The sequence below is a fragment of the Streptomyces sp. NPDC054887 genome (assembly GCF_053610585.1).
In genome coordinates this window covers 1-16,884 of the sequence record NZ_JBSGYQ010000030.1, presented here as the reverse complement: position 1 = coordinate 16,884, position 16,884 = coordinate 1, and the positions used below count along the sequence as shown (strand labels likewise).

The 16,884-nt window shown below is 73.5% G+C and carries 15 protein-coding genes; 10 read left to right on the top strand and 5 right to left on the bottom strand.

Annotated features, from left to right (window positions below):
- Nucleotides 1-37 precede the first annotated feature (37 nt).
- Complete coding sequence (locus ACWGH0_RS18450) at nt 38-1,108, top strand: O-antigen ligase family protein (protein WP_453405213.1); 1,071 nt, start codon at nt 38-40, stop codon at nt 1,106-1,108.
- Between the two features lie 248 nt (nt 1,109-1,356).
- On the opposite strand, the gene ACWGH0_RS18445 is transcribed toward ACWGH0_RS18450, so the two are convergent.
- Nucleotides 1,357-1,926, bottom strand: coding sequence for a hypothetical protein (locus ACWGH0_RS18445; protein ID WP_453405212.1), 570 nt, complete (start codon nt 1,924-1,926; stop codon nt 1,357-1,359).
- Between the two features lie 69 nt (nt 1,927-1,995).
- Nucleotides 1,996-2,781 carry a glutamate racemase gene (locus tag ACWGH0_RS18440; RefSeq protein WP_453405211.1) on the bottom strand — a complete coding sequence of 262 codons (786 nt, stop codon included), beginning with the start codon at nt 2,779-2,781 and terminating at the stop codon, nt 1,996-1,998.
- 58 nt (nt 2,782-2,839) lie between these two features.
- On the opposite strand from ACWGH0_RS18440, the gene ACWGH0_RS18435 reads away from it, so the two are divergent.
- A complete protein-coding gene (locus ACWGH0_RS18435) occupies nt 2,840-4,033 on the top strand; it encodes a glycosyltransferase (RefSeq protein ID WP_453405210.1) in 1,194 nt (397 codons plus the stop codon).
- 15 nt (nt 4,034-4,048) lie between these two features.
- On the opposite strand, the gene ACWGH0_RS18430 is transcribed toward ACWGH0_RS18435, so the two are convergent.
- On the bottom strand, nt 4,049-5,347 hold the full coding sequence (locus ACWGH0_RS18430) for a TerD family protein (RefSeq protein WP_453405209.1): 1,299 nt from the start codon (nt 5,345-5,347) through the stop codon (nt 4,049-4,051).
- A 257-nt stretch (nt 5,348-5,604) separates the two neighbouring features.
- On the opposite strand from ACWGH0_RS18430, the gene ACWGH0_RS18425 reads away from it, so the two are divergent.
- The 4 genes from ACWGH0_RS18425 (at nt 5,605) to ACWGH0_RS18410 (ending at nt 10,204) form a co-directional block, all read left to right on the top strand.
- Entirely contained in the window at nt 5,605-6,069 is a 465-nt protein-coding gene (locus ACWGH0_RS18425; protein ID WP_453405208.1) for a DUF6643 family protein, read from the top strand.
- Nucleotides 6,070-6,111: 42 nt separating this feature from the next.
- The gene (locus tag ACWGH0_RS18420; RefSeq protein ID WP_453405207.1) at nt 6,112-6,942 is read left to right on the top strand and encodes an MOSC domain-containing protein; all 831 of its coding nucleotides are present in this window, start codon (nt 6,112-6,114) and stop codon (nt 6,940-6,942) included.
- Nucleotides 6,943-7,061: 119 nt separating this feature from the next.
- Complete coding sequence (locus ACWGH0_RS18415) at nt 7,062-7,667, top strand: Rv1733c family protein (RefSeq protein ID WP_453405206.1); 606 nt, start codon at nt 7,062-7,064, stop codon at nt 7,665-7,667.
- A 131-nt stretch (nt 7,668-7,798) separates the two neighbouring features.
- Entirely contained in the window at nt 7,799-10,204 is a 2,406-nt protein-coding gene (locus ACWGH0_RS18410) for a right-handed parallel beta-helix repeat-containing protein (RefSeq protein ID WP_453405205.1), read from the top strand.
- Here the strand turns inward: ACWGH0_RS18410 and ACWGH0_RS18405 are convergent.
- A complete protein-coding gene (locus ACWGH0_RS18405) occupies nt 10,174-12,558 on the bottom strand; it encodes a hypothetical protein (protein WP_453405204.1) in 2,385 nt (794 codons plus the stop codon). The genes ACWGH0_RS18410 and ACWGH0_RS18405 overlap by 31 nt on opposite strands.
- A 208-nt stretch (nt 12,559-12,766) precedes the next feature.
- On the opposite strand from ACWGH0_RS18405, the gene ACWGH0_RS18400 reads away from it, so the two are divergent.
- Complete coding sequence (locus ACWGH0_RS18400; protein ID WP_453405203.1) at nt 12,767-13,714, top strand: DeoR/GlpR family DNA-binding transcription regulator; 948 nt, start codon at nt 12,767-12,769, stop codon at nt 13,712-13,714.
- A 112-nt stretch (nt 13,715-13,826) separates the two neighbouring features.
- On the top strand, nt 13,827-14,306 hold the full coding sequence (locus ACWGH0_RS18395; protein ID WP_453405202.1) for an SRPBCC family protein: 480 nt from the start codon (nt 13,827-13,829) through the stop codon (nt 14,304-14,306).
- A 27-nt stretch (nt 14,307-14,333) separates the two neighbouring features.
- On the opposite strand, the gene ACWGH0_RS18390 is transcribed toward ACWGH0_RS18395, so the two are convergent.
- A complete protein-coding gene (locus ACWGH0_RS18390) occupies nt 14,334-15,470 on the bottom strand; it encodes a PLP-dependent cysteine synthase family protein (RefSeq protein ID WP_453405201.1) in 1,137 nt (378 codons plus the stop codon).
- A gap of 316 nt (nt 15,471-15,786) precedes the next feature.
- Here ACWGH0_RS18390 and ACWGH0_RS18385 point away from each other — a divergent pair, with 316 nt between their 5' ends.
- The gene (locus ACWGH0_RS18385) at nt 15,787-16,131 is read left to right on the top strand and encodes a hypothetical protein (RefSeq protein ID WP_453405200.1); all 345 of its coding nucleotides are present in this window, start codon (nt 15,787-15,789) and stop codon (nt 16,129-16,131) included.
- A 166-nt stretch (nt 16,132-16,297) separates the two neighbouring features.
- Nucleotides 16,298-16,828: an ATP-binding protein gene (locus ACWGH0_RS18380; RefSeq protein ID WP_453405199.1), complete on the top strand. Its 531-nt coding sequence runs from the start codon at nt 16,298-16,300 to the stop codon at nt 16,826-16,828.
- The last annotated feature ends 56 nt before the right edge of the window (nt 16,829-16,884 follow it).

The following is a 16,884-nucleotide window of genomic DNA, read 5'->3' as shown; positions in this document are numbered from 1 at the left end:
GCGGGCGGGGCCCGTCTCAGGTCGGGGGGTCGACGGGATGGCCGCACCGGCCGTACGGTCCGGCGCGCGTGAACGCGGTGCGTTCACCGATGCCGCCGGCGTCGTGGTCCTCGGCGGCTGCGCCGTCTGGTCACTGGTCGCCGCCGCCGGGCGGGAGGCGAGGCCCGAGGGCGTCCTGCTGGCGGTGCTCGTGGTGGCGGGAAGTTACGCGTGCGGCCGGATCTGCGGCTCACTGCTGCCGGTCGCGGCCGCCGCGGCCTGCGCGTGCGCCGCGCTCGCCCTGGTCGTCTTCCCGCGCCCGGGGCACGGCCTGACGAACGAGGTGGCGGGCGCCGCGACGGGACAGAGTTCCGGCAGTACGGGCGCGACGGCCGCGCTGCTGGCCCTCGCCTCCGGGGCGGCCTGCTGCGCGGCGTGGGCGGCGCGGCCGTATCCGCTGCGCCTCGCTCTGCGGCTGCTGGCGCTCACGGTCGCGGTCACGGGGCTGGTGCTCGGTTCCGTCGCGGGGTTCGCTGCCGCGCTCGGCGTACTGCTGTGTTCGCTGGCGGTGGCGCGGATGCGCCGCCGGGCGGTGGGACTGGCAGGGTGCGCCCTGGTCGCCGGGCTCGTGGTGGGCGGTTCGTGGGCGGTGGCGGAGGACGCGCTGCCGGACGGGCTGACGGTGTCGCTGGAGGGGCAGCTCACGGTGAACCGGGTGCTGCTGTGGCGCGACGCGGTCGCCCTCGCCGAGCGGAACCCGGTGCGCGGCGCGGGCCCCGACCGGTTCGGCAGACTCAGCCCCGCCGCGCAGCAGTCGCCGTACTCGGGGGCCAAGCCCCACTCGGCGCCCCTCCAGCTCGCGGCCGAGCAGGGCGTGGTGGGCGTCGTCCTGCTGGGCGGGGTCTTCGGCTGGCTGCTGTACGGGCTGTGGCGCTCCCCGCGCGGCACCCCGGTGGCCCTGACAGCGGCGGCGGCGCTCACCGCCGTCGCCGCACTGGCCGGCATCGGCAACGCGCTCAGCTTCACCTCTGTCACCGCGGGCGCGGGCCTGCTGGCGGGCCTGGCAACGGCACGACGCCTGGCGGACGAGGGCGGCGGCGGGGACGGCCCGCGAACGGACGAGCCCTAGAGCGGGGGTCAGCGGGCGGGGACGGTGCGGAGTGCGGCCGGCAGCGGCGGCGCGCCGAAGCCCACCGCGCGGCGCTCCCCCGGTGTCCGGCGAGGTCGTTCCCGGCCGGACGAAACGTAACCGTGGACTGTCTCAAGAGTGCGGGCCGCCCATCCCGTCGTCCGCCACGGCCACGTACGAGCACGCCTCTGCGTGGTGCGGGCCGCCGGCCCCTTCGTCCGCCACGGCCGTGTACAGGCCGACCCGGTTCAACGGTGCGGCCCGCCGATGCCGCCGCCCGTCGCCGCCGCGTGCAGACGGGCGCGGATCACGCGTACCGCCGTCTCGGCGTCGTCCACCGTCACCGTGAAGATCCGGCCGTCGCCGAGCCGCAGCACGACTCCCTCGCCCCTGCGGACGATCACGGCCATGCCCTTCCCGGGGCGCCAGCGGTACCCCCAGCCGCCCCAGTGGCACGGCGTCACCTTCGGCGCGAACTCGGCGCGCACCACGTGGGCGAGCGGAATGCGGCGACGGGGAAGGCCCATGTGACCGCAGCGGACCTCCAGCGCGTCGCTGTCGACCTTGACCGCCACATGGACGAAGGCGAGCGTCCCGAAGAGGATGAGCAGGCCGGCCGCCAGGCAGCCCACGACCGACATGAGAAGCGGGGCGAGGCCGGAGGTCCATGTCGAGTCGACGGCCAGCTTCACACCGAGCGCGAGGCATCCCGCGCCGACGGCCGCGAGCAGCCACTGTGCGCGGTTGGTCGCGCGTCCGGTCCAGATCACGGGGAGGGGCTCCGTGGTACGCCCCTCGCCGCGGGGGTGCTCCCTCATGCGTAGCAGCGTACGCACGTTCCGCGGTCGCGGCAGTGCCGGGCGGGGCGCGCCTCGGCCGTACGGAGGTCAGCGCGCGGCGTCGACCGTCTCCAGGAGGCGGCCCTCGGCGTACGCGAGCGCCGCGGCGGGCAGCGCGGAGTCCCGGCCGCTGAGCAGAACGGTGAGGGTGGCTCCCGGGGCGGCCGCCGGGGCCGGCGGGGCACCGATGCGGCGCAGCGCCTGGGCGGCCACGGCTTCGGCGGATCCGAGGAGGGCGACGCGCGGGAGCCCGGGCGGCTGGACCGCGGCGCGGATGCGCTCGACGACCAGCTCGTAATGGGTGCAGCCCAGGACGACGGTCCTTACATCGCGGGGGGTGAGGGCGGCGGCCGCGGCGATGGCCCGGTCGACGGCCTGCTCGTCGGCGTGCTGGACGGCGTCGGCGAGGCCGGGGCACGGCACCTCGGTGACGGCCGCACCGCCGGCGAACTCGCGGATGAGGGCGCGCTGGTAGGGGCTGCCCGTGGTGGCGGGTGTGGCCCAGATGGCGACGGAGCCGCCGCCGGCGGCGGCCGGCTTGATCGCGGGAACGGTGCCGATCACGGGAAGGCCGGGCTCCAGCTCCGCGCGGAGCGCGGGCAGCGCGTGGACGGAAGCGGTGTTGCAGGCGACGATCAGCGCGTCGGGCCGGTGCTCCGCCGCGGCCCGTGCCACGGCGAGCGCGCGCTCGGTCACATCGGCCGGCGTACGCGGCCCCCAGGGCATGCCGTCGGGGTCGGAGGAGAGGACCAGATCGGCGTCAGGCCGCAGTCGGCGCACCGCCGCGGCCGTCGGAAGCAGGCCGATTCCGGAGTCCATGAGCGCGATCTTCACCCGGTCACCATAGTCGACCGCCCCTCGGCGGCCCTCGGGGTGGGGCAGACTGCGGCGAATGAGTGCTGTTGCCTGGATTGCAGGCTTTTCGCTGGCCGCCTGGTTGTGGATGCTGCTGGGACAGGGGTTCTTCTGGCGTACGGACCAGCGGCTGCCGCGCCGCGAGGAGCCCGCCGTGTGGCCGGACGTCGCCGTGGTCGTACCGGCACGCGACGAGGCCGGGATGCTTCCGCTGAGCCTGCCGTCACTGCTCGCCCAGAACTATCCGGGGCGTGCGGAGATCGTCCTGGTGGACGACGGCAGTACGGACGGCACCGGCGCCCTGGCGCGGGAGCTGGGCCGCGCGCACGGAGGGCTGCCCCTGACGGTGGACTCGCCCGGCGATCCCGAGCACGGCTGGACGGGGAAGCTCTGGGCGCTGCGGCACGGCATGGCGCTGGCGCGCGCGAGAGGGCGGGAGGCGTACGGGCACGAGCCGGAGTACCTGCTCCTCACGGACGCGGACATCGCGCACGCGCCGGACAGCCTGCGGGAACTGGTGGCCTCGGCCCGTACCAACGGCCTCGACCTCGTCTCCCAGATGGCGCGGCTGCGGGTCGCCGGCGGGTGGGAGCGTCTGATCGTCCCGGCGTTCGTGTACTTCTTCGGACAGCTCTACCCGTTCCGGTGGGTCAACGCGGCGGGAGCGCGGACGGCGGCGGCCGCCGGAGGCTGCGTGCTGCTGCGGACGGAGGCCGCGGCACGCGCGCGCGTGCCCGACTCGATCCGCCAGGCGGTCATCGACGACGTGTCACTCGCCCGGGCGGTGCAGCGCTCCGGCGGCAGGATCTGGCTCGGGCTCGCCGACCGGGTGGACAGCGTGCGCCCGTATCCCCGGCTCACGGACCTGTGGCGGATGGTCTCGCGCAGCGCCTACGCGCAACTGCGGCACAGTCCGGCGCTGCTCACGGGAACGGTCGCGGGGCTCGCGCTCGTGTACCTCGCGCCCCCGCTCACTCTGTGCGCCGGTGTGCTGGCGGTTGACGCGGCAGCAGCCTGGGCGGGCGGCCTGGCATGGGCGGTAATGACCGCCACGTACCTTCCCGTGCTGCGCTACTACGGGCTGCCGCCGTGGTTCGCGCTCTCCCTGCCGTTCACCGCCGTCCTCTACCTGCTGATGACCGTCGACTCCGCCGTACAGCACTACCGGGGACGCGGCGCGGCCTGGAAGGGGCGTACGTACCCGCGTCCCGAAGCCGCGCCGGAGCACTGAGCCGCCGCCGCGCGGTCACTTCCTGCCGGGCGACCAGTTCATGCCCCACCCGTAGGCGTGGTCGATGGTGCGCTGCGGGCTGACACCGCGCTCCGGTACGAGGTAGCGCGCTTCGCGGCGCACGGTCAGATCGCCGCCGTCATTGGTGATGAGGGCCAGCGCCGCGACGGTGGAGGGCACGGTGCACTCGTCGAGCGAGAAGTCGATGGGCGCGCCGCTCTGCGGTGTGAGCGTGACCGTGGCGTGCAGGTCGGCGAAGGAACGGGCCCCCTCGTAGACGGCGACGAAGATGACGACGCGCCGGAGCTCGTCCCGGTGGTCGAGGTTGATGGTCAGGTTCTCGCCGGTGCTGACCGACCCGGTGCGGTCGTCGCCGTCGAGATGGATGTACGGCGGCTGCTGGAGCGAGCCGAAGGCGTTGCCGAGCGCCTGGACGACGCCCTTGCGGCCGTCGGACAGTTCGTAGAGGGCGCACAGGTCGAGGTCGAGGTCCCCGTGCATGGCGACGGCCCGGCCGAGCTTGGCCGCCCAGCCCGTGAACTGCTTGCGGACCTCCCAGTTGAGGTTCACGCGCATCAGGCCCGAGGTGCCCCCCTGTTTGGTGAGGGAGACGGCGGGCGCCTCCTTCGTGAGGGTGATCTTGGTGAGGCGTACGGGGGCCGGGGGCCGGGCGGGCGTGGCGGCCGGCGCGGCCACCACCGGGGCCGGCGGTGAGACCGTGACCGGCGCGGCGGCCGGGACCTCCGCGGTGCCACGCGGCCGCGCCCCGGGCTGCTGCGGCTCGTCGACGCTGATGCCGAAGTCCCTGGCAAGCCCTTCGAGTCCGGTCTCGTAGCCCTGGCCGACGGCCCGGAACTTCCAGGCGCCCTGTCGCCGGTAGAGCTCACCGAGGACGAAGGCCGTCTCGACGGTCGCGTCCCGGCTGTCGAACCGCGCGATCTCCGTGCCGTTCGCGGCGTCCAGCACGCGGACGTAAAGACCCGGCACCTGACCGAAGTTGCCGCCGTCCGCCGACGCCGCGACGACGACCGTCTCCACGGCCGCCTCCACCCGCGCGAGGTCGACCCCGAGCGTGTCCGTCACCGCGTCCCCGGAGGGTGTCTTGCCGTCGTGCCGCACCGCGCCGGACGCGTGCGCGGGCTGGTTGTAGAAGACGAAGTCCGCGTCGTCACGGACCTTTCCCGAAACGAGCAGGAGCGCGGAGGCGTCGACGTCCGGCACACCGGCGCCCGAACGCCATCCCAATTCGACGCGTACGGCCGGCGCCGGCACCGGCACATTGGTTCCTTTAAGCATGGACATGATCGCCCCCATCGCGACTGCGGGTGTCCGAGGATTTCCGTACCGCCAACCTATTCCCCGCGTTCCCCGGCCCTTCGACGACGGGCTCAAGATCACCCGGCGACCTCGGGTAACCCATGGCCAGGGCGCACATACACGATCTTTACATCGAGCGGCGACCGTTTTTGCCAAGTTCGCTCGGATTAGGGATCCGCAGCCACTCGCAACCCGTAAAACAACCCTCTTATCGGGCTCCCCAACCAGAACATCTTCGGCTTAACTTAGGTGCCATGACCTCCCCCCGCGCCACCTACGGCGGCGGTTACTACTCCGCCCCGTCCTTCCCGGACACCCCGATCTACGACTCCCTCGTCGCAGAGCGGGGCACGCCCCAGATCGCTCCCATCCGGGTACCTGCCGCGTACGACACCGGAAACAGCTATCTGCCGGCCCTCCCGGCGGCGCTTCCCGCACTTCCCGCCGCGCCCTCCTACTACTCCCCCGCCCCTTCCTACGGCTACCCGCAGCAGGCGCAGCCCCAGCCGGCGCCGCTCCAGCACGCGCCCGCGCCGTACATCCCGCAACAGGCCGCCGGCCCGCGCGGTTACCCGGGTCCCCAGCAGTACCAGCAGCAGCCGCGCCAGGCCGCCGCGACCGGGTACGAGGCCATGCGTCCGGCGGCGCCGCGTCCGGTGCAGGCCGCCACGCCGTACGACGACCCGTACAACCAGCACTACCAGAGCCGGGGGTACTGACCGGGCGTACGACTGTCGGACCCGGCTGGCAGGATTGGCCGCATGCCGAACTCGCTGCTGCACGCGGTCCACGTCTACCCGGTCAAGTCGGTGACCGGGTACGCCCCGGGCGAGGTGCGCGTCGAACCGTGGGGGCCGGCCGGAGACCGCAGATGGATGCTGGTCGACCCGGCCGGCAAGGTCGTCACACAACGCCCTCAGCCGCGTCTGGCACTGGCGCGCGCCGAGCCGCTGCCCGACGGCGGGATACGGCTGTCCGCTCCCGGCCGCGAGCCGCTGGTGGTGGCCGTTCCGGACCCCGGCCTGTCGGGCACGACGGGCGTGCAGCTCTGGAAGGACAAGGTGGAGGTCGTCGAGGCGGGCGCGGGGGCGCACGCCTGGTTCAGCGCGTACCTGGAAACCGAGGTGCGCCTGGTCCATCTCGACGACCCGTCGCACCGCCGTCCCGTCGCGCCGGCCCACGGGAAGCCCGGCGAGACGGTGAGCTTCGCCGACGCCTATCCGCTGCTGGTCACCAGCCTCTCGTCCCTGGACGCGCTCAACTCCCTGATCGCCCAGGGCGACCACGCCGACGAGGGTCCGCTCGCGATGAGCCGGTTCCGGCCGAACGCCGTCGTGGACGGCACCGCCCCGTGGGCGGAGGACGGCTGGAAGCGCGTCGCGATCGGCGAAGTGACCTTCCGGGTCACCGAGCCCTGCGCCCGCTGCGTCGTGACGACCACCGACCAGCGGACGGCCGAGCGGGGCAAGGAGCCGTTGCGCACACTCGCCCGGCACCGGCGGGCCGGCGACAAGCTGCTCTTCGGACAGAATCTGGTGCCCGAGGTGACCGGAACCGTCCGCGTCGGCGATCCGGTGAGAATCCTCGAATAGGCCCGCCCGCGAGGGGAACCCGCCGGGACGGCGGACCCGTTGGACGGACGAACGGGCGGACGTGGTCCGGGACGTCCGAGCGGGTCGGGCGTGGGGCGGGCCGGAAGGGGGTGCGAACGGTGCGGACGGCATGCGCGGTGTGGCGCCGGCGGCACAGCCCGCTGTGCCGCACGACCGATCTGGCCGAGGCATGGGTGACGTTCGCCGCCGTGCTGCTGATCGTGCTCGCCGCCCCGACCGCGGGGTGGCTCTGCGGCACGCTCACCCACGAGGCGCTGCGGGAGTCGGTACGCGCGCAGCAGGAGCAGCGCCACCGGACCACGGCCCACGTCGTGGACACCGCCACCGAACCGGTGCCGCTCTCCGCCCCCGAGGCGCCGTCGGAGCGCACGACGCACACCAGGGTCCTGGCCCGCTGGACGGCGTACGACGGCAGCCGGCGCACCGGTGTGGTGGCGACCACCGAGCCGGTCGCGCGGCCCGGCGACCGCTTCCGGATGTGGACGGACGACGAGGGCCGGCCCGTGGGCCGTCCCCTGGACGACGCGACCGCCTCCACCCATGCCGCCATCGCGGGCGTCGGGGCGGCGACCGCGGCGGCCGCGCTCTTCGAGGGCGGCAGGCGCCTGGTCGTACGGCGGCTCGTGCTGCGTCGGTACGCCCGGCTCGACCAGGAATGGGCCCAAACCGGTCCGGACTGGGGACGCACGGGCGCCGGGAGCTGACCTCCGCGCACAGGCGCCCGGGGCGGGCCCGCCCACTGCGGCTGACCGGTCAACTCGCCGCCCTCACCCGCGCTACGGTGGAGCGGCCAGTTCGTCAGCACGTCGGCACAAGGTGGGGGCACAGCAACGCCATGGCACAGGGCACGGTCCAGGTGACGCACACCGGCACATCGCGGTGGCGGCGCCGCACAGGCGAATACGCCTCCCTCGCCGCGGCCCTGGAGGCCGCGGGGGACGGCGACGTGCTCACCGTCGCCCCGGGTACGTACCGGGAGAACCTCGTCGTCGACCGCGCCGTGACCCTGCGCGGCCCCGAGGGGACGGTCGGCTCGGTTCGGATCGCCCCGGTGGACGGTGTGGCCCTGACCGTGCGCGCCTCCGCAGTGGTGCAGGACCTGCACATCGAGGGGCAGGACACGGCGTCCCCCGCCCTGCTCGTCGAGGACGGCGCCCCCGAGCTCGTCGACCTGCGGGTGGTGACGCGCTCCGCCGTCGGCATCGAGGTGCGGGGCGCCGCCCGCCCGACCGTGCGGCGCTGCACGGTCGACAACCCGGCCGGCGTCGGCATCGGCGTCATAGACGGCGGCGGCGGGGTGTTCGAGGAGTGCGAGGTGGTGGCGGCCGGGCAGTCGGGTGTTTCGGTGCGCGGCGGCGCCCGCCCCCGCCTGGACCGCTGCCGGGTCCACCACACCTCGGGCTCGGGCCTGTCGGTGACCGGCGAGGGCAGCGGCCTGGAGGCCGTCGGCTGCGAGGTGTACGAGGTCAAGGGCACCGGCGTACAGGTCGCCGCCCGCGGCTCGGCGCACCTCACCGACTGCACCGTCCACCGCACTTCGGCCGACGGCGTCACGCTCGACACCGACGCCGTACTGACACTGTCCGACTGCGACATCCACGACATTCCCGAGAACGCCGTCGACCTGCGCTCGCGCGCGGTCCTCACGATGACCCGTTCCACGGTGCGGCGGTTCGGCCGCAACGGGCTGTCCGTCTGGGACCCCGGTACGCGGGTGGACGCCAACCAGTGCGAGATCCACGACAGTACGGGCGACTATCCGGCGGTCTGGATCAGCGACGGCGCGACCGCCGTGCTGGAGGGCTGCCGGGTGCACGACGTCCCGGACGCGCTGTTCGTCCTCGACAGGGGGTCGCGCGTGGACGTGGTGGACAGCGACCTGTCCCAGGTGCGCAACACGGCGGTGTCCGTGAGCGACGGCGCGACCGCGCAGCTCGACGACTGCCGGATCCGGGAGGCGTCGACCGGTGCGTGGTTCCGCGACCACGGCAGCGGGGGCACGCTCTCCGGCTGCACCATCGACGGAGCCCAGACCGGTGTCATCGTCACTAAGGGCGCCGACCCGCGCATGGAGCGCTGCACGGTCACCTCGCCCGCCGAGGCGGGTTTCTACGTCTCGGCCGAGGGCCGCGGCACGTTCCACGGCTGCCGGGTCACGGGAAGCAGCGGTTACGGCTTCCACGTGATCGACGGCTGCCGTACGACGCTGACCCGCTGCCGCACCGAGCGCTGCGCGCGCGGCGGTTACGAGTTCGCCGAGGACGGGCCGCTCGTCGAGGACTGCACCAGCGACGAGAGCGGAGTCCGTGCTCCGGTCCCGGAGGCCGCCGCCGTCCTGACCGCCACGCAGACCACCGGGCTGCTCGGCGCGGTCCCCGGACAGCGGGCCACGGAGCCCGTGGCCGCCCCTGTGGCGGACGGGCAGCCCGTCCGCACGCCGAAGGCCGTGCTGGGCGAACTGGACGCTCTGGTGGGCCTGGAGAGCGTCAAGCGGGAGGTGCGCGCGCTCACCGACATGATCGAGATCGGCCGCCGCCGGCAGGAGGCCGGCCTCAAGGCCGCCTCGGTCCGCCGCCACCTGGTGTTCACGGGCTCCCCCGGAACCGGCAAGACGACGGTCGCGCGTCTGTACGGCGAGATCCTCGCCGCCCTCGCGGTGCTGGAGCGCGGCCATCTCGTCGAGGTGTCCCGGGTGGACCTGGTCGGCGAGCACATCGGCTCGACCGCCATCCGCACGCAGGAGGCGTTCGACCGGGCGCGCGGCGGTGTGCTGTTCATCGACGAGGCGTACGCCCTGTCCCCCGAGGACTCGGGGCGCGACTTCGGCAAGGAGGCGATCGACACCCTGGTGAAGCTGATGGAGGACCACCGGGACGCGGTCGTCGTCATCGTCGCCGGGTACACGGCGGAGATGGAGCGCTTCCTCAACGTCAACCCCGGTGTGGCTTCGCGCTTCTCCCGCACGATCACCTTCTCCGACTACGCCCCGGAGGAGCTGCTGCGGATCGTGGAACAGCAGGCCGAGGAGCACGAGTACCGGCTGGGCACGGGAACGGCCGAAGCGCTTCTCAAGTACTTCACCGCGCTCCCCAAGGGACCCGCGTTCGGCAACGGCCGTACCGCGCGCCAGACGTTCGAGTCCATGGTGGAGCGGCACGCCGGCCGGGTCGCCCAGCTCATGGAGATGGACACGGACGACCTGACTATCCTCTACCCCGAGGACCTGCCCGAACTTCCCTGACCGAGCGGTGCGTCGGGTCGCTGGCGGGGCACCGCGCACGGCGGCAGCCGGTCGAGGAGCGCGGTCCTCTCCCGGTCGAACGCGGGATCGGCCTGATAGTCGGAATGACCGAGCACGGGAGCGGGCAACGGCTGTTCCCGGGTGCGTCCGTAGGCGAGCGGGTCCTTGAGCGCTTCCGTGTCCACACCGGGCTCCTGTCCGCCCCGTACGCGCACGGGTCCGCCGATGGGGTCGGTACGGCGCCACAGGTTCCGCCAGCAGTGCACCTCGCGGCTCAGTGCCTCCAGGCAGCTCGTTCCGAAGAACGCCGGGAACCACCGCCCGTACAGACGCTCGAGGGGCGAGCCGTAGGTGAGAAGGGCGACGCGGCGCCGGGTGCGCGGCGGCAGCTGCCAGACGGCGGCCGCGGCGAGCACGCTGCCCTGCGAGTGACCGGAGATGACGAGCCGTCCGCCGGTGCGTTCGGTCCAGCTCGCCATCCGCCACGTCAGGTCGGGCACGGCGCGCTCGGCGTAACAGGGCGGTGCGAAGGGGTGGGCCGCGCGCGGCCAGAAGGTGCCGACATCCCAGAGGATGCCGATGGTGCGGCGGGCCGCGGGATCCCGGTAGGCCCGCCGGCCCCAGGTCACGAACAGTATGAAGCCGAAGCCGATCAGCCACGAGCCGAGCGCCTGAGCGGCCTGCGCGGCCGACGCGACGAAGTCGTGGGTCCCGGCTGCGGCCCTGCCCGGCACCTTCCCGGTCACCCAGGCGCCCACCAGTGCGGCGGCGCCGAGCAGCAGTGTGGCGGCCGAGGTGACACCGAGGAGCGCGGGGGCGCGGTCGGTGAGCGCGGCCATGGCACGGACACGGGCGATGCGGCGGGTGCGTACGAAGTCCGGCTCGGCGTCCGGGTACTCCGCCTCGACGGCGTCGCCCATGGCCCGCCGGGCACGCCAGGTGCGTACCGCGAGGAACGCTCCCAGCGCCAGCAGGAGCACGAGCAGGGGCGGGATGACGGAAGCCTGCCAGGTGAGCAGGACCGGCGGGCCCTTGATCTCGCCGCCGGGCTCGCCGGGCGTGCCTCCGCCGTCCAGCCAGTCGGCGACGCGCTGGGCGACGCCCCCGGTCATGACGCCGCCCAGGGCGCACGCGAGCATGGCGGTGGCGGGACCGCCGAGTCCGCGCATCGCCGTACGGGTGTCGGGGACCCGCCGGTACATCGTGAGCGCCACGACGGCGAGCGTCACGACGAGGACGCCCTGGCCGAGCACGAGGACACCGAAGGCCCGGTCGCCGGGCAGCCGGCCCTCGGAGACCCAGCCCGGCCGCGACCAGGCGGAGTACAGGATGGTCAGCGCCAGCAGGGCGAGCGCGGAGCCGGGCAGCAGGGTGGTGACGGCCTTGTCGAGCCGCACGTCGAGGCTGCTCTCGCTGCGGCCCCTGCGGCAGACCACCCAGACCACCAGGGCGGCGCCGGCGAGCAGCCCCGCTTCGAGGAGCCGGCCGACCGCTTCGAGCAGCGGCCCCGACGAGCCGCTGTCGTAGCGGGCCGCCGCCCCGGCGACGGCGGCGGCGACGGTCAGGAAGCCGGCGGCGGTGTGCGCGGCGCGCAGCCGGGCGACGAGGCGGCGGCCGTACCAGAACCCCGGCATGCCGAGGGCGGGGCGGGCGGTGGGCTCGTCCGGGTCGGGCTCCGCTCCGGCGGGCAGGGGCCGCTGGGACTCGTACGCGCTCCAGGTGCGGTTGGACAGGTACCAGAGCAGCCCGGTCACGGCGGCGGGCACGAGGGCGGCCAGGGCGAGGCGCCGGCCGGGCTGGGACCACCAGCCGCCGCGGTCGGTGGACAGGAAGCCGAGCCACGACTTGTCGCCGGAGCAGCGGGACGAGCCCGCGCACTGCCAGGCGGTGAGGTCGAGGGCGACCTCGCAGGCGGCGGCGACGAGCAGCACGGTGAGGCTCAGCGCGAGGAGCCGCACGAGTACGCCGTAGGTACGCACGGTTCTGGTGAGACCACGGGTCGTGGGCTGCATCCAGTGGGCCAGGTTGGCGACCATGAACGGCAGGAGGAGCAGCCACAGGGCGCGGGCTCCGTTGCCGGAGGTGAGGTTGCACCACACGTACGCCTCGGGAACCGGCCGGTCGCGGGTCGCGTCGCCGCCGGTCCCCTCGTCGCCGGAGCCCCCGAAGCCCCCGGTGCGGTCCGCGTCGACGTCGTCCGTGCGGCGGTAGACGGCGGCGGTCTCGTCGCCGGTGATCCGGACCGTACGGGGGTCTCCGAGCATGTCCTGGGGGGTGGTGCCGCCGACCCCGTGGACCAGGAGTTCGAGCGCGGGGCCGCCTTCGTCGTCGCGAGGCGGTGTGACACGGGGCACTTCTGTGGCTCGCTCTCGTGGTGGGAGGATCGGGAGGATCGTCTTCCGCGCACGGCGCGGCCGCTCAAGGATCCCGGATCATGGGCAGCCGTGGCACGGCTCCGGCCGAATCTCACGGAATCTCCCCGAGGTCCGGTCGCCGCGCACCCGTGCGAGGATGAGCAACCCCTCGATGCCCGTACCCCGAAACGAAGGGACAGGACCGCCCGTGACCGACAGTCAGAACCTGCTCGCGGAGCAGCGTCGTGCCTTGATCCTCGACGAGGTCAGGCGGCGCGGAGGCGTCCGGGTCCAAGAGCTGACCAGGAGGCTCAACGTCTCCGACATGACGGTCCGGCGGGACCTGGACGCGCTGGCGCGGCAGGGCGTCGTGGAGAAGGTGCACGGCGGCGCGGTGCCGGTGGTCGAGGCCAGTACGCACGAGCCCGGCTTCGAGGCGAAGTCGAACCTCGAACTGAGCGCCAAGGAGGACATCGCCCGGGCGGCGGCGGCGATGGCGGTGCCCGGCAGCGCGATCGCGCTGTCCGGCGGTACGACGACGTACGCGCTCGCCCAGCACCTGCTGGAGGTGCCGGACCTGACGGTGGTGACCAACTCGGTGCGGGTCGCCGACGTGTTCCACACCGCGCAGCGCGCGAGCGGGAAGGGGCCGCGTCCGGGGGCGGCCACCGTGGTGCTCACCGGCGGCGTGCGGACACCGTCGGACTCGCTGGTGGGTCCGGTCGCCGACCAGGCGATCCGCTCGCTCCACTTCGACGTGCTGTTCCTCGGGGTGCACGGCATCTCCCTTGAGGCGGGGCTTTCGACGCCCAACCTGGCCGAGGCCGAGACGAACCGGCGTCTGGTGCGGTCGGCGCGGCGGGTCGTGGTGGTCGCGGACCACACCAAATGGGGCACGGTGGGGCTGAGTTCCTTCGCCACGCTCGAAGAGGTCGACACCCTGGTGACGGACCGGGGGCTGTCGGCCGGTGCCCGCGCGGAGATGGCGGAGCACCTGCCGGGTCTCGTGGTCGCCGGCGAGGACGGGTCGGGTGAGGCGGGGGCGGGAGGCACCGGGGCCGGTGAGGCCGGGTCCGCAGACGCCGGGTCCGCAGACGCCGGGTCCGCAGACGGCGGGTCCGCAGACGGCGGGTCCGGCGAACCGGCAGACATCTGACGGGCCGCCCGTTACGGTGTGCGAGCCCGGTCCGTGAGCGGGCCCGGGGCCCTGTCCGCGAGCGCCCACGCGCCCGCTCGACACCTCCGGAACCCCTGGGAGTACAGGTCACATGCCACGCCGACTCCGCCCTGTGGAACTCGACTTCGTCGACACCGCTCCCGTCCGCCTGGTGTTCACGGCCGTGGCCGCCGCACCGCCGCCGGCCCTCTACCGGGCACTCGCCGAGGACGTCACCGGGTGGCCCGCCTGGTTCGGCGCCGTGACGCTGTGCCGGCCCACGGCGGGCGGCGCGGGACGCGAGGTGCGCCTCAGGGGCGGCATCCGCTTCCAGGAGACGGTCCTGGCGGCCGAACCCGCCGAGCGGTACGCGTACCGCGTGGACGTGACCAACGCTCCGGGTGTGCGCGCCCTGGCGGAGGAGTGGCTGCTCGCACCTGCCGCCACGGGCACGCGGGTGCGGTGGACGTTCGCGGCGGCCGGACCCGCCCCCCTGGGGCCGGCGCTGCGTCTGGCCCGCCCCGGTCTGGGACGGGCCTTCCGCGACGCGGTGCGCGCCCTCGACCGGCGGTTGGCGGCCACGCGCGCGTAACCGCCGCCTGCCGCACGCGCCGGCCGCTCAGCAGGGCCACTCGCCCGTCGCCAGGAACCGGTCGATCGCCGAGCTGTACGGAGCGATGTCCAGGCCCTGCTCGGCGAGCCAGGCGTCCGAGTAGTACTTGTCGAGGTAGCGGTCGCCCGGGTCGCAGAGCAGTGTGACGACGCTGCCCTTGCGTCCCTCCGCGACCATCTCCGCGACGATCTTCAGAGCGCTCCACAGCCCTGTTCCGGTGGAGCCCCCCGCCTTGCGGCCGATGGCCCGGTCCAGCGCCCGTACGGCCGCCACGCTCGCCGCGTCCGGGACCTTCATCATCCGGTCGATGGCGCCCGGAACGAAGCTCGGCTCCATGCGGGGCCTGCCGATGCCCTCGATGCGCGAACCGCAGTCGCTCGTCGCGCCCGCGTCTCCCCGGGTCCAGCCGTCGAAGAAACAGGAGTTCTCCGGGTCGGGTACGCAGATGCGCGTGTCGTGCTGCATGTAGTGGACGTAGCGGGCGATGGTCGCGGACGTGCCGCCCGTCCCGGCGGTGGCGACGATCCAGGCCGGTTCCGGGTACCGTTCCAGCCTCATCTGCTGGTAGACGGACTCGGCGATGTTGTTGTTGCCGCGCCAGTCGGTGGCGCGTTCCGCATAGGTGAACTGGTCCATGTAGTGGCCGCCCGTCCTGTCCGCGAGCGCGGCCGACTCCTCGTACATCTTCCGGGAGTCGTCGACGAAGTGGCACTGTCCGCCGTGGAACTGGATGAGCCGGATCTTCTCGGGGCTGGTGGTGCGTGGCATCACCGCGATGAAGGGCACGCCGATCAGCTTGGCGAAGTACGCCTCGGAGACGGCGGTCGACCCGCTGGACGCCTCGATGACGGGCTTGCCGGGCCTGATCCAGCCGTTGCACAGGCCGTACAGGAAGAGCGAGCGGGCGAGGCGGTGCTTGAGGCTGCCGGTCGGGTGCGTCGACTCGTCCTTGAGGTAGAGGTCGATGTCCCACGCGTCGGGCAGCGGGAAACGCAGCAGGTGCGTGTCCGCGGAGCGGTTGGCGTCCGCCTGCACCTTGCGGACGGCCTCTTTCAGCCAGGACCGGTACGCCGGATCGCTGCGGTCCACGTCGATCGTCGGCGTGGCGTCGCTGCCGGTACGTGCCTGGTCGGTGGTGCTCACGGGCCACTCCTCGTCGTAGCGCTCACGGGCGGCCGGTGCTGCCCGGGAACTCCGGTCCCCAGCTGCCACTGTAAGGCTCTCACCTGCACAAACGTTGACTTTGGGCATCCATAGGGATCGCTTGTGGGGTGCGCTGGTACGGACCTGCACGCGGCCCAGCGCGGGGTCACGCGGTCGTCGACGTGCTCTGGTGCGCGGGCCCCGCCTTGGGCAGACTGCGCACGAGGACATCCGCGCGAAAGGGACATCCGCGCGGAGGGCCGCGCGGAGGGACGTCCGCGCGGGGACGACACGTGCGCGAAGGGGGCGAAGTGGGATGGCGGAGCCCGAGTTCAGCGCCACGGGTGTACGGATAGAGCGCTGGCCCCGCTCACTGACGAGGGCCGGCCAGGTGCTGGTGCAGGACGGCAGGCTGGTCCTGCTGACGAGCGACGGCCGGTGGATCGACAGCGCGCCGCTGGACTCGGTGTCCGCGGCAAGGCCCTGGTTCGGCGGGGAGGACAGCACCGTCGCCACCGTCAACGGCACCCGGTACCGGCTCACCATGGGGCGGCGCGGCCAGGCCAAGGACGGTGAGGAGCCGGCCGGGCGGTTCCTCGAAACGGTCCGTACGGCGCAGGACGCGTACGGCCTTCCGGGCGTACGGGACGCGCGGGAGTGATGCGGCGCGAGTTGCGCGGCCGCACCACCTGGGTGACCCTGGTCTCACATCACTCAGGGTGCAACGGCGGTGACGCTGCGAACCAGCCCCGCCGGACCAAACAGCAGACAGCCACTGCTGGATCCGTTCTTCGTCTTCTTCCGGACCTATTCGGGGAGTCGCAGCCGTGATCAGCGAGCCAAGCAGGCACTGCACGGTGGAGCTCCAGGTTCTGCCGTCGCGGATCGGTCAGGTCCGCAGAATCATCTCGGCCCAACTGCGCTACTGGCATTTGGATCCCTTGATAGACCCGGCGGCGCTCGGCGTCACCGAATTGCTGACCAACGTCCACCGGCACGCAGAGCCGGACAAGATGTGCACCGTGGAGATCGAGCTGCTGCTCGATCGACTGACGGTGTCCGTCCACGACCACGATCCGCGTCTGCCCACCGTCCGTGCGGCCGGCGCGTCCGATACGAGCGGGCGCGGTCTCGCTCTCATCGAGGCGGTCAGCGAGAGCTGGGGCGTACGCCCTCAGGGCGACGCCGGGAAGGTCGTGTGGTTCACACTGCCCACGCCCGTCCCCGCCGTGACGTTGCCTCCGTACCCCGTGTACGGAGCGACGACCGACGGCCCGTTCCCGCACGCCGGGGACGATCACGAGGTCGTCCCGGCGGCGCACGCTCCGGCCGCCGCCCGGTCCGCTGCGGTGGGCTGAGCGGACGTCGGCTCCCCGTCGGCGGTGGGCCCGTTCCCCGGCACGTGCCGGGGAAC